This window comes from Rhizobium sp. P2_G9 (genome assembly GCF_056403475.1).
In genome coordinates this window covers 1-11,957 of sequence record NZ_JBFUFK010000049.1, presented here as the reverse complement: position 1 = coordinate 11,957, position 11,957 = coordinate 1, and the positions used below count along the sequence as shown (strand labels likewise).

The window sequence follows — 11,957 nt, the reverse complement described above, 5'->3', positions numbered from 1 at the left end:
CCGGCTTGGCTATACCCCTTGTCCCGCCTGTCGCCGGACGCTATTTGAACGCCGGAGTGATTTCTCCCCGATAAGGTTCTCCATGCGCTGCCCGTTTTGCAATTCCGAAGATACACAGGTCAAGGATTCCCGCCCCGCGGAGGATGKCTCCTCCATTCGCCGGCGGCGTATCTGCCCGGATTGCGGCGGCCGCTTCACCACATTCGAGCGCGTGCAATTGCGCGAACTGATGGTGGTCAAGAAATCCGGCCGCAAGATGCCGTTCGACCGCGACAAGCTGGTGAAGTCCTTCGAGATTGCGCTGCGAAAGCGGCCGATCGACCGCGACCGGATCGAGCGCGCCGTGTCCGGCATCATCCGCCGGCTCGAAAGCTCGGGCGAGACGGAAATCAGCTCGACCGAGATCGGCACGCAGGTGCTTGAAGCGCTGAAGAACCTCGATGACGTCGCCTTCGTCCGCTACGCCTCGGTCTATCGCGACTTCACCCATATCGAGGACTTTTCCGAGGCGATAAAGCAAATCTCGGCAAAGATCGCCCGCGACCCGATCGAGGAGCGCTGAGGTCTTTCCCGGCGGCGCCGAATGGACATGGACCAGCACACACGTGACGCAGAGCAACACCGCCTGGATGAGCGCTTCATGGCGGCGGCCATCCGCCTGTCGCGCTGGCATCTGGGGCAGACGGGCTCCAACCCGTCGGTCGGCTGCCTGATCGTCAGGGACGGCGTCATCGTCGGCCGCGGGGTCACCGCACTTTCCGGCCGGCCGCACGCCGAACCCCAGGCGTTGGCTGAGGCAGGCGAAGCGGCGCGCGGCGCCACGGCCTATGTGACACTGGAGCCCTGTTCCCACCATGGCAAGACGCCCCCCTGCGCCGAGGCCCTGATTGCTTATGGTGTGGCGCGTGTGGTCGTGGCGCTGACAGATCCGGATGAACGGGTTTCGGGCAGGGGGCTGAAAATGCTGGCCGACGCCGGCATCGAGGTCGTTGCTGATGTGTTGCGCGAGCAAGCTGAAGAACAACTTGAAGCCTATTTGAATCGGCAGCGCAGGAAGCGGCCGCAAGTGATTCTGAAGCTTGCGACTTCCGCTGACGGCATGATGGGCAAGCAGGGTGTCTCCCAATTCCCGATCACCGGCAAGGGTGCGCGAGCGCAATCGCATATCCTGCGCGCGGAAAGCGACGCGATCCTCGTCGGCCTCGGCACGGCTTTGACCGATGATCCTGCACTGACCTGCCGCCYACCAGGTTTGGAGGACCGATCGCCGCTGAGAATCGTGCTCGACAAGCGGCTCGACCTGCCGCTGACATCAAAGCTCGTCCGCACGATCCACGACGGGCATCCGCTTCTCGTCGTTGCCGAGCCGGAAGCCGATGCAGGCCGTCAGCAGGCGCTGGAAGCTGCCGGTGCGGAAATAATTGTCGAGGCAGAACTTGCTGTTTTGCTCGAGGCGCTGGCAGCTCGAGGTCTGTCGTCGCTGATCGTGGAGGGCGGTGCTCAAACGGCGAACCGTTTTGTCAACGAACAACTCGTCGACCGCATCCTGCTCTTCTCCTCGCCTGTCGTGGTTGGAGAGGGAGGAATACCGTCGCCGGTTTCGCAACAGAGCGTAGCTGATGGATTTGCCGTTCGCAGGCACGAGTGCCTTGGCGACGATGCCATGGACGACTATATCCATCGATCGAATGGAGAATGAGGGATAAGTCATGTTCACTGGCATCGTCACCGATATCGGCACGGTCGAGAAGATCACGCCGCTCAATGAAGGCATCCGGCTGCGTATGTCCTCCGGCTATGATCCGCAGACGATCGCCATCGGCGCATCGATTTCCCATGCCGGCGTTTGCCTGACGGTGACGGCGCTGGCCGAAGAAGGATCAAACCAGCGCTGGCACGAAGTCGAGGCATGGGAAGAAGCGCTGCGCCTGACCACGGCAGGCGCCTGGACCGAGGGCGCGCGGCTCAATCTCGAACGAGCGCTGAAGGTCGGCGACGAGTTGGGCGGCCATATCGTTTCGGGCCATGTCGATGGCATGGCGGAGATCGTCAAGGTCGATGAGGAGGGCGACGCGACCCGCTTCACCCTTCGGGCGCCGCGGGAATTCGCCAAATTCATCGCGCCGAAAGGATCCGTGGCGCTCGACGGCACGTCGCTAACGGTCAACAAGGTCGATGGAACGGATTTCGACGTGCTGATCATTCGCCACACACAGGAAGTGACCACCTGGGGCGAGCGCAGAACCGGCGACAAGGTCAATCTGGAAATCGATACGATGGCGCGCTACGCGGCGCGGCTTGCGGAGTTCAAATAGGCAACGAGGTGGGCCGGGGAGGTCAACCGGCCCATCTCGCTAGTCGCCGATGAACTCCGGGGGCACGAGGTTCAACGGACGTAGAGGGTCATGCCGCCATCCATGGCGGTCTTGGCGGCGACGGGCGTAGTTGCGCGGCTGATGACAATGAAGCGGTTCATGGCTTTGCTCCTTGGTCCTGTCACCACCTGCGGCGTGGATCGATCGGTCCGGTCCATCGTCGCGCTTGCAAACCAAGATCTGGACGCCGAATACGGCCGTTTCAATGCAATAAGGCACTGAAAAGAATTAAAGTTTTTTCATGTTGCGCTGCCGCGAAGATGTCGTCATGCGGCAGGATTGCGGCAGCTTGTGGGGCGCACCAAAATGCCGCACCGATGCCGCGGGTGAGACGTGTCAGCAACCGAAGGACAAAGTGCCTTTTGCTGTGTCGATCCTCGCACGCGCTCCGATCGGAACAACCATCGGCGAACTGCCGTGACCGAGCGGCAGACCGCCGAGCACGGGGACGCCGAGTTCAGTCATGTGTTCGCGCAGCACATCGATCACCGAATAGCGCTTGTTAAGCTCGAATCCAGTGAACTGTCCGAGCGCCACGCCCGTCAGGCCGCGGAGATGGCCGCCTTTGCGCAATGCCGTCAGTTGCCGGTCCACCTGGCCGATATACATGTTCGTCGCCTCGATGAAGAGGATTGCGCCTTCCATCGACGGCAGACCCCATCCCGCCATCGTAGAGACCATGTCGAGATTGCCGCCAATCAGGCGGCCGGCGGCGGAACCTTCGGTCGTCAGCGCCGATGTCGGCTCGTCGCGCCGCCACGCCACTGTTGCAAAGTCCGGCGACATGAGTGCGTCGCGCAGCGTAGCGACCGCGCTGTCGTCATCGACATCCACCAGTGCGCCGTGAATGCCGACCAGGCCGCTGGCGCTGCAGAGCATCAGATGCAGTGCCGTGATATCACTGAAACCGATGAGATATTTGGGGTCGCGCACGATAGCGGGGAAATCGAGCCGGTCGGCGATGCGATAAGAACCCTTGCCGCCTTGCGTGGCGAAAACGGCCCTGACCTCCGGATCGCGAAATGCCGCGTTGAGATCCTCCAATCGCTCCGCATCTGTGCCGGCCAGATATCCGAGCCTGTTGGAGGCATGCCGGCCTATGTCGACCTTCAGGCCCCAGGTTTCCAGGACACTGATGCGGGCAAACACGGCGTCCTCGCCGGGTGTGCTGGCGGGCGAGACGAATCGAACCTTGTCGCCGGGCCGGAGCTTCGGCGGAAACAACGGATTGGGAATATCAACCTCCGCCCGCAATCATCGATATCGATCCTCGGCATCAAAGGAGCCCGTGTCATTTCAATGAAGAAACCGGACCATTTGCTCGTGCAGGCAACCGGCATCCGTTTCGTCCATACATTCTGCATCACGACGGCAGCAAAAAGCCGGCATCGAGGCCGGCTTTATCTTTCATGGTCGCTCTGGGCGAGGCCGGCTTATTTCAGATCGCCCTTCTTGTGGAAAATGATGTCGCCATTTTCCAACGACCAGCCACTCACCGTGTCCTCGTTACGGTAAGAATCAGGCATCATGCCGAGCCCACTGTTGGTGCCGCCCTGCAGCTGACCGTTCAGACGCGCCGTCGTCGGGTCGTCGGTGGCGTTGATGCCCAGCGGGTCGCTGGTCGTCGACTGGGCATGAGCGGCACCCGCGAGCGTGCCAGCTGCGAGAGCTGCAAAAAGTGTCGCGGTGGTAAGGCGGTTCATCGTCTGATTCCTTTTCAACATGCCGAGTCTTGACGGACTTCATGTAGGTACGCGAAGCCGATTTGAGAAGCTCCGTTTCTGTCATATCATTATGGTGTGAAGCATTCTTTGCCAAGTGTGACGCGGATGCATTTTCCGGGGGGCTGGATAGGCGAAAAACCCCTTGCCAAGGCGCATCGTCCGTGGTTTGACCGGGGCCAAACGACGGCCGGGCGCCGATTTGCACATTTTCCGAGGAAAACATGGCCAAGAAGAAGAACAAACCGCATCTGTTGATCGTCGAGGCGCGTTTCTACGACGACATGGCGGATGCTTTGCTGGAAGGCGCCACCGAGGCGCTGAAGGCGGCCGGAGCCACCTATGACGTCATCACCGTGCCCGGCGCGCTCGAAATCCCGCCGGCAATCTCCATGGCGCTCGACGCCGCAGATGAGGACGGCACCGAATATGACGGCTTCGTCGCGCTCGGCATGATCATCCGCGGCGAGACCTACCATTTCGACGTCGTCGCCAATGAATCGGCACGTGCGCTGATGGATCTGGCCGTGTCGGAATCGATGCCGATCGGCAATGGCATTCTGACCGTCGAAAACGACGAACAGGGCTGGCGTCGCGCAAAACGCAGCGAACTCGACAAGGGCGGCTTTGCCGCGCGCGCGGCGCTGACCATGATTGCCCTCAAGAAGAAGCTTGGCGCCTGAAATGTCCGACGAAGCCGAAAAGCAGGACGTGAAGCAGGCAAACCAGCGGGGTGCCGCGCGCCTCGCCGCCGTGCAGGCGCTCTACCAGATGGAACTCTCCGGCACCGGCGTGCTTGAGATCGTCAATGAGTACGAGAATTTCCGCCTCGGCCAGGAGATCGACGGCCAGCAATATCTGAAGGCCGATCCGTCCTGGTTCCGGTCGATCGTCTCCGGCGTGGTGCGTGACCAGCGGGCGCTCGACCCGATCATCGCCGATTCGCTCCTCGAAGGCTGGCCGCTCTCCCGGCTCGATGCGACGCTGCGCGCCATCCTGCGCGCCGGCACCTTCGAGATCATCGAGCGCAAGGACGTGCCGACCGCCGTCATCGTCAGCGAATATGTCGAGATCGCTCATGCCTTTTTCGATGAGGAAGAGCCGAAACTCGTCAATGCCGTGCTCGACAGCGTCGCCCGCAAGCTGCGCGGCAAGAAGTGATCGGGTGACGGCGTGACGGCCTCTGTCGAAGGACTGGAGACGGAGATCCGTTCCGCGCACCGCAACGTCGCGCTGCTGGCCGCGGCGCAGGCAATACTCGGTGCGGCGCCTTCCATCACCTTCGCCGTCGGCGGGCTCGCCGCCTATCAGATGCTCGGCGCCGACAAGTCGTTGGCGACCGCACCGCTGACGGGATTCAATGTCGGTACGGCAGCCGGTACCGTCCTGGTCGCCATGCTGTCCCGCTACCTGTCGCGGCGCCCCTCCTTCATCTTCGGGGCATTGCTCCTGGGTATCGGCGGCCTGCTGGCGTCGATCGGCATTTATCGGGGCAATTTCTGGCTCTTCGTGGCAAGCCTGATGCTGACCGGCGTCGCCGCTGGCTTCACCCAGAAATTCCGCTTTGCGGCTGCCGACGCGTCACCATCCTTCTACAAGGGTACGGCGATCTCCTGGATCCTCGCCGGCGGCATCGTCTCCGCGGTGCTTGGCCCGCAGATTGCGATCCATGCGCGCGACCTCTTCGCACCGATCGCCTTTGTCGGCCCCTTCGTCGCCTTCGCGCCGATGAGCATAGCGGGCGCCCTGATTCTGTCCTTCCTGAAACTGCCGGCCTTGACGCGCGCACATGCAGATACTCATGCGCCATCGCGGCCGCTTTCGGAAATCGTCTTCCGCCGCCGCTTCCTCACTGGCATGTATTGCGGCATCGCGTCCTATGCGCTGATGACCTTCATGATGACTGGCGCACCGCTCGCCATGGTCGTCGGCTGCGGCTTCTCGGACGGTCAATCGACGCTCGGCATCCAGTTCCACGTGCTCGCCATGTTTGCTCCAAGTTTCTTCACCGGGCGGCTGATCCGCCGGTTCGGGGCGGAACGAATCGTGGCGACCGGCCTCGCTATCCTGATGATCTGCGCCGTGATCGCCCATATGGGCGTCCAGCTGTGGAATTTCTGGGGGGCGTTGACGCTGCTCGGCGCCGGCTGGAATTTCGGCTTCATCGGCGGCACCTCGATCGTCGCCCGGAGCTACAGGCCCGACGAGGCAGACAAGGTGCAGGGTTTTCACGACATCATCCTGTTCTCCACCGTGGCGCTCTCGTCTTTCGCTTCCGGCCAGATTTTCAGCCGCTTCGGCTGGGATGCGATGATTCTGCCGGTCTGGCCGCTCGCTATACTCGGCCTCGTCCTCTTGTTCTTTTTGAACCATTCCGAACCACGCTCCGAAGAAGTTTAATATTCAACTGAATTATTTGACCCGACCGATCCAAACCTGGCGGCGGAGACTTGACGTGGCGGACGCCACCCATCAATGTCCACGCGATTTGTGAATCCGGATGACTGGCGTGGGGAGTTTGCCGGTTGTCGCAGAAACTGCGGATGGCCAATCCGCCGTCAAATTGGAGGAATTTGGGAATGGGGATTTTGTTGTGCGTGATCGTGTGCGGGCTATTGTCCATCGCCTATGCTGTATGGGCGACGCAATCGGTCATGGCCGCAGACCAGGGCAACAGCCGCATGCAGGAGATCGCTGGCTATATTCGCGAAGGTGCGCAGGCCTATCTGACGCGCCAGTATACGACGATCGGCATTGTCGGCGTTGTGGTTTTCATTCTCGTATTCGCGCTCCTTTCCGCTGCAGCGGCTTTCGGCTTCCTGATCGGCGCCGTACTGTCGGGCGCGGCTGGCTTCATCGGCATGCATGTCTCGGTCCGCGCCAATGTCCGCACCGCCCAGGCCTCATCGAAGGGGCTTGCGGAAGGTCTTGAAATCGCCTTCAAGTCGGGCGCCATCACCGGCATGCTGGTCGCCGGCCTGGCGCTGCTCGGCGTCTCCGTCTACTATTTCATCCTCACCCACATTGTCGGCATGCAGCAAGGCAGCCGTGAAGTCATCGACGCGCTGGTGGCGCTCGGTTTCGGCGCCTCGCTGATCTCGATCTTTGCCCGTCTCGGCGGCGGCATCTTCACCAAGGGCGCCGACGTCGGTGGTGACCTGGTCGGCAAGGTCGAGGCCGGCATTCCGGAAGACGACCCGCGCAACCCGGCCACGATCGCCGACAATGTCGGCGATAATGTCGGCGACTGCGCCGGCATGGCCGCCGACCTGTTCGAAACCTACGCCGTGACCGTCGTTGCCACCATGGTTCTGGCGTCGATTTTCTTTGCCGGTACGCCGATCCTCGAAAGCGCCATGCTCTATCCGCTGGCGATCTGCGGCGGCTCGATCATCACCTCGATCATCGGCACCTTCTTCGTCAAGCTCGGCCCGAGCAACGACATCATGGGCGCGCTCTACAAGGGCCTGATCGTCACCGGCGTTCTCTCGATCGTCGCTGTCGCGCTCGCCACCTGGCTGACGGTCGGTTGGGGTCCGGTCGGCGCTGCCGGCACGACGGTCAACGGCACCAATCTGTTCCTTTGCGCACTGGTCGGCCTGATCGTCACGGCGCTCATCGTGGTGATCACCGAATACTATACCGGCACCGGCAAGCGGCCGGTTGTGTCGATCGCCCAGGCCTCCGTTACCGGCCACGGCACCAACGTTATCCAGGGTCTGGCTGTCTCGCTCGAATCGACGGCGCTGCCGGCCATCGTCATCGTCGGCGGCATCATCGCCACCTACCAGCTCGCCGGCCTGTTCGGCACCGGCATCGCCGTTACCGCCATGCTCGGCCTTGCCGGCATGATCGTGGCGCTCGACGCCTTCGGCCCGGTCACCGACAATGCCGGCGGCATCGCCGAAATGTCGCATCTGCCGCCGGAAGTGCGCAAGTCCACCGACGCGCTCGACGCTGTCGGCAACACCACCAAGGCGGTGACCAAGGGCTATGCGATCGGCTCGGCCGGCCTTGGCGCACTGGTCCTGTTCGCCGCCTATTCCAACGACCTGCATTTCTTTGCCACCGAGGCCAACAAGGCAGGTTCGACCCTCTACCCCTACTTCAAGGGCATCGGCGAAATCTCCTTCGACCTCTCCAACCCCTATGTCGTCGCCGGCCTGATCTTCGGTGGCCTCATCCCCTATCTCTTTGGTGGCATTGCCATGACTGCCGTCGGCCGCGCCGCCGGCTCGATCGTCGAGGAAGTGCGTAGGCAGTTCCGCGAGAAGCCCGGCATTATGGAAGGTACGGAACGGCCCGATTATGGCCGCGCCGTCGACCTGCTGACCCGGGCGGCGATTCGCGAAATGATCGTGCCGTCGCTGCTGCCGGTGCTGGCGCCGCTGGTCGTCTATTTCGGCGTGCTTTTGCTCTCCGGCTCCAAGGCCTCGGCTTTCGCCGCACTTGGCGCCTCTCTGCTCGGTGTGATCGTCAACGGTCTGTTCGTGGCGATCTCGATGACCTCCGGCGGCGGCGCCTGGGACAATGCCAAGAAAAGCTTCGAGGACGGCTTCGTCGACAAGGACGGCGTCCGCCACATGAAGGGTTCGGATGCGCACAAGGCCTCGGTCACTGGCGACACCGTGGGCGACCCCTACAAGGACACTGCCGGCCCCGCCGTCAACCCGGCGATCAAGATCACCAATATCGTGGCGCTGCTGCTGCTCGCCGTTCTGGCCTGAGCCGATCAAATAAAGCGCGTCGCACAAAGTGACGCGCTTTATCTTCTGTTTCTGCGGATATCACTATCCTGAAACAAAGGACCAGTTTCGGCTCATATGCCGTAAAAATCGAAAGCCGCATCGGGGTGACCGGATGCGGCTTTTTCTACATCTGCGAAGAATGCGGGAGCCAAACGGCTCCGTTCAAATCAATAGTGCTGGCCCAAGGTGCTGGGCACGTGTCCGAGCAGTTGCTGCGCTGCGTCGGCCGGATTGATGCCGCCGGAGAGCAGACGCATCAGGAAGGTCTTTTCGACTCCACCGGTCGGTGTGGTCATGGTCAGCATGTCGATGACCCGGCCATCCTTCAGCGAATAATGCGCCAGATGGTCGACAGTGCCGTCCTTGGTGAAATAGACGGCCAGCACCGTCTGCTCTTCAAGCCGCGGCTTCATGAAGGCGATCGCGCGGTAGCGCTTCTGCGAGATATAGTAGAAGACCTCGTTGTCGAAAGTTGCGGTCGCCGAAGGCGTGCCGAGCGAGAGGTAAACCTGCTCCTTGCTCGATCCCGCAGGCACAAGCGCCAGCGTCTGCTGGTCGACGACATAGCCGTTCTGGATCGTTTCACCGAACGACGAGCAACCGGAAAGCGTCGTCGCGGCCAGCGCCATCGCCAGGAAAACGCCATGCGCAGCTTTGGCGCGGTGCCCGTGAAATTGCATTCTCAACGACATCTCCACAGTCTATGGCTCCTGGCCATCGCCCCGTCCATCCGCGCCGGCCGGGATGCCGGGACGGTTTGCACCAGATGCGCCAACGCCATTGCAATTCGTGCCTGCTTCGGTAAACCAGCTTTTGGCAGGATGCAACACGGCGCTTGCCTCTGTGTCGACTTTCACAAAGGCAAATCAGGGCAAATTGATGATATTGGGCTTCTTTCGGCGAAATAACGCCAATCGCGCGATTATCGACCGACAGTATGGCATTTTGACAACAGCGGCGCGTCAGAAAGCGTTTTATCTGAGCGCCGATGTCCCCGACACCGTCATGGGCCGGTTCGAAATGCTCTCCGTCATCATGATTCTCTATTTCCGCCGCACCAATAGCGAAGGCGCCGCGATCAAGGACATCGCCCAGGAGATCGTCGACGCCTTCTTCCTGGACCTCGATCATTCGATTCGCGAGCTGGGCATCGGCGACCAGGGCGTGCCAAAACGCATGAAGAAGCTGGCGTCGATGTTCTATGGACGCGTCGATTCCTACGGCAAGGCGCTCGATGCCGGCGACGAGGTCGCCCTTGCGGCGGCGCTGAAGCGCAATTTTTACCCGCAAAGCCAGGATGCCGAACTTTCTATGGCGGTGCTTGCACGCTATATGATGCGCGCTGCAGCGGCGCTTGCAGAGGTGAGCACCGAGGCCCTGGAGCGCGGGGAAGCGGAGATTCCGGTGATGGACGATGGAGGCGAGCGATGATGCGCCATGAAAATACAGGCGAGAGGCCGCCGTTTTCCTACCAGGTCAAGGTGGGCCACGTTTCGCATAATCCGATCGAGGTGCATGTCGAAGCTGATGCGCGTGAGCTCAAGGCGCTTGCCGTGCTCTGGAAGGTGCAGAGTGTCGAAGCGTTGCGCGCCGAACTCAAGATACGCCGCTGGAAGAAGGACGGCGTCAAGGTTTTCGGCACCATTCATGCGCATGTCACCCAGGCCTGCGTTGTCACGCTCGATCCGGTCGAGTCGGATATCGATGAGGAGATGGACCAGATCTTCGTGCCGGAAGGCTCGGCGCTCGCCCGAATGCCTGCCAATGACCAGGGTGAGATGATCATCGATCCTGATGGGCCGGACCTGCCGGAGATGTTTGCTGGCGACACGATCGATATCGGCGCGGTCGTCGCCGAGTTTGCCGCCATGGGCATTGATCCCTATCCGCGCAAGATGGGTGTCGAATTTGAACCACACATCGAAAATTCCGCTGGAACGGAGGCGAAACCCTCGCCATTTGCCGTGCTCAAGAACCTGAAAATCGATAAATGAGCGCCAGTCCGACAGATTTTGCCGATCTGGGCAGGTTTGCCACAAAATTGTGGCAACTCGCCCTATAAGCAGTGACCGGCCGGCAAGGACCCAAGCAAAGACGCCGCCAAAGGCGCGAAACGACAAGGACTAGGGACGCGTGATCAGAATCTCTCTCGACGCTATGGGCGGCGATTTCGGGCCGGAAGTCAGTCTGGCGGGAGCCGCGACGGCTTTGGTCCGGCAGCCCGACATTCAATTCATCCTCTATGGCCAGGAAAGTGTCTGCCGCCCGATCCTCGAACGCTATCCGAAGCTCAAGGCCAATGCGGCCTTCCATCATTGCGACATCGCAGTGCGCATGGATGAGAAGCCGAGCCAGGCGCTCCGGCGCGGTCGCTATTCGTCGTCGATGTGGAAGGCGATCGAAGCGGTGAAGCTCGGTGAAGCCGATGTCGCGGTGTCCGCGGGCAATACCGGCGCTCTGATGGCAATGTCGAAATTCTGTCTGCGCACGATGGCAAATGTCGAAAGGCCGGCGATTGCGGGCATTTGGCCGACAATGCGGGGCGAGAGCATCGTCCTCGACATCGGTGCCACGATCGGCGCCGATTCGCAGCAGCTTCTCGATTTCGCGCTGATGGGCGGCGCCATGGCGCGGGCGCTGTTCGAAATCCGCCGACCGACCGTCGGTCTGCTCAATGTCGGCGTCGAAGAGATCAAGGGCCAGGAAGAGGTCAAGGAGGCCGGCCGGCTATTGCGCGAGGCCGATCTCGATACGATCGATTATCGCGGCTTCGTCGAGGGCGACGATATCGGCAAGGGCACGGTCGATGTCGTGGTCACCGAAGGCTTCACCGGCAATATCGCGCTCAAGGCTGCAGAGGGCACTGCCCGCCAGATCGCCGATTTCCTGCGCATGGCAATCGAGCGGACCTGGATGGCCAAGCTCGGCTATCTGCTCGCCAAGAGCGCTTTCGACCGGGTGCGTGAGAAGATGGACCCGCGCAAGGTCAATGGCGGCGTGTTTCTCGGATTGAACGGCGTTGTCATAAAAAGTCATGGCGGAACGGATGGCGAGGGCTATGCGGCGGCCATCAAGGTCGGCTATGACATGGTCCGCAACACATGGTCCGCAAC

At 61.5% G+C, this 11,957-nt stretch carries 13 protein-coding genes; 10 read left to right on the top strand and 3 right to left on the bottom strand.

The genetic code is table 11. From position 1 onward, the window contains the following. The first annotated feature begins 82 nt into the window (after nucleotides 1-82). From nrdR to AC1DYF_RS31935, 3 genes are read left to right on the top strand one after another with little or no spacing between them, the layout of a single operon-like run. A complete protein-coding gene (gene nrdR / locus AC1DYF_RS31945) occupies nucleotides 83-562 on the top strand; it encodes a transcriptional regulator NrdR (protein ID WP_477881817.1) in 480 nt (159 codons plus the stop codon). Between the two features lie 21 nt (nucleotides 563-583). Continuing rightward, nucleotides 584-1,699 (top strand): bifunctional diaminohydroxyphosphoribosylaminopyrimidine deaminase/5-amino-6-(5-phosphoribosylamino)uracil reductase RibD, encoded by a 1,116-nt coding sequence (gene ribD / locus AC1DYF_RS31940; RefSeq protein ID WP_477881816.1) that lies wholly within the window; start codon nucleotides 584-586, stop codon nucleotides 1,697-1,699. A gap of 10 nt (nucleotides 1,700-1,709) precedes the next feature. Continuing rightward, entirely contained in the window at nucleotides 1,710-2,315 is a 606-nt protein-coding gene (locus tag AC1DYF_RS31935) for a riboflavin synthase (protein WP_477881815.1), read from the top strand. Nucleotides 2,316-2,711: 396 nt separating this feature from the next. Here AC1DYF_RS31935 and AC1DYF_RS31930 read toward each other — a convergent pair whose 3' ends face one another. Continuing rightward, nucleotides 2,712-3,629, bottom strand: a complete 918-nt coding sequence (locus tag AC1DYF_RS31930; RefSeq protein WP_477881813.1) for a S66 peptidase family protein — start codon at nucleotides 3,627-3,629, stop codon at nucleotides 2,712-2,714. Between the two features lie 179 nt (nucleotides 3,630-3,808). Next, on the bottom strand, nucleotides 3,809-4,078 hold the full coding sequence (locus tag AC1DYF_RS31925) for a hypothetical protein (RefSeq protein WP_477881812.1): 270 nt from the start codon (nucleotides 4,076-4,078) through the stop codon (nucleotides 3,809-3,811). 242 nt (nucleotides 4,079-4,320) lie between these two features. Between AC1DYF_RS31925 and AC1DYF_RS31920 the strand changes: the two genes are divergently transcribed. The 4 genes from AC1DYF_RS31920 (at nucleotide 4,321) to AC1DYF_RS31905 (ending at nucleotide 8,823) form a co-directional block, all read left to right on the top strand. Next, nucleotides 4,321-4,779, top strand: a complete 459-nt coding sequence (locus AC1DYF_RS31920; RefSeq protein ID WP_477881810.1) for a 6,7-dimethyl-8-ribityllumazine synthase — start codon at nucleotides 4,321-4,323, stop codon at nucleotides 4,777-4,779. A 1-nt stretch (nucleotide 4,780) separates the two neighbouring features. Then, nucleotides 4,781-5,257 carry a transcription antitermination factor NusB gene (nusB, locus tag AC1DYF_RS31915; protein ID WP_477881809.1) on the top strand — a complete coding sequence of 159 codons (477 nt, stop codon included), beginning with the start codon at nucleotides 4,781-4,783 and terminating at the stop codon, nucleotides 5,255-5,257. Between the two features lie 12 nt (nucleotides 5,258-5,269). Further along, nucleotides 5,270-6,496, top strand: coding sequence for an MFS transporter (locus AC1DYF_RS31910; RefSeq protein ID WP_477881808.1), 1,227 nt, complete (start codon nucleotides 5,270-5,272; stop codon nucleotides 6,494-6,496). A gap of 179 nt (nucleotides 6,497-6,675) precedes the next feature. After that, nucleotides 6,676-8,823: a sodium-translocating pyrophosphatase gene (locus tag AC1DYF_RS31905; RefSeq protein ID WP_477881807.1), complete on the top strand. Its 2,148-nt coding sequence runs from the start codon at nucleotides 6,676-6,678 to the stop codon at nucleotides 8,821-8,823. A 188-nt stretch (nucleotides 8,824-9,011) separates the two neighbouring features. Here the strand turns inward: AC1DYF_RS31905 and AC1DYF_RS31900 are convergent, their stop codons facing one another. After that, on the bottom strand, nucleotides 9,012-9,524 hold the full coding sequence (locus AC1DYF_RS31900; protein WP_477881893.1) for an outer membrane protein assembly factor BamE: 513 nt from the start codon (nucleotides 9,522-9,524) through the stop codon (nucleotides 9,012-9,014). Nucleotides 9,525-9,723: 199 nt separating this feature from the next. Between AC1DYF_RS31900 and AC1DYF_RS31895 the strand changes: the two genes are divergently transcribed. The 3 genes from AC1DYF_RS31895 to plsX all read left to right on the top strand — a co-directional run. Further along, nucleotides 9,724-10,275, top strand: a complete 552-nt coding sequence (locus AC1DYF_RS31895; RefSeq protein ID WP_477881806.1) for a ubiquinol-cytochrome C chaperone family protein — start codon at nucleotides 9,724-9,726, stop codon at nucleotides 10,273-10,275. After that, a complete protein-coding gene (locus AC1DYF_RS31890) occupies nucleotides 10,272-10,838 on the top strand; it encodes a YceD family protein (RefSeq protein WP_477881804.1) in 567 nt (188 codons plus the stop codon). The genes AC1DYF_RS31895 and AC1DYF_RS31890 overlap by 4 nt, the downstream gene beginning before the upstream one ends. Nucleotides 10,839-10,977: 139 nt before the next feature. Beyond that, on the top strand, nucleotides 10,978-11,957 hold a 980-nt coding region (gene plsX, locus AC1DYF_RS31885; RefSeq protein WP_477881802.1), incomplete at its 3' end, for a phosphate acyltransferase PlsX.

Coding starts and splice junctions, on each gene's coding strand:
- AC1DYF_RS31935 (WP_477881815.1), top strand. CDS start 1,710: ATGTTCACTGGCATCGTCACCGATATCGGCACGGTCGAGAAGATCACG.
- AC1DYF_RS31900 (WP_477881893.1), bottom strand. CDS start 9,524: ATGCAATTTCACGGGCACCGCGCCAAAGCTGCGCATGGCGTTTTCCTG.
- AC1DYF_RS31920 (WP_477881810.1), top strand. CDS start 4,321: ATGGCCAAGAAGAAGAACAAACCGCATCTGTTGATCGTCGAGGCGCGT.
- AC1DYF_RS31905 (WP_477881807.1), top strand. CDS start 6,676: ATGGGGATTTTGTTGTGCGTGATCGTGTGCGGGCTATTGTCCATCGCC.
- nusB (WP_477881809.1), top strand. CDS start 4,781: ATGTCCGACGAAGCCGAAAAGCAGGACGTGAAGCAGGCAAACCAGCGG.
- AC1DYF_RS31895 (WP_477881806.1), top strand. CDS start 9,724: ATGATATTGGGCTTCTTTCGGCGAAATAACGCCAATCGCGCGATTATC.
- AC1DYF_RS31925 (WP_477881812.1), bottom strand. CDS start 4,078: ATGAACCGCCTTACCACCGCGACACTTTTTGCAGCTCTCGCAGCTGGC.
- AC1DYF_RS31890 (WP_477881804.1), top strand. CDS start 10,272: ATGATGCGCCATGAAAATACAGGCGAGAGGCCGCCGTTTTCCTACCAG.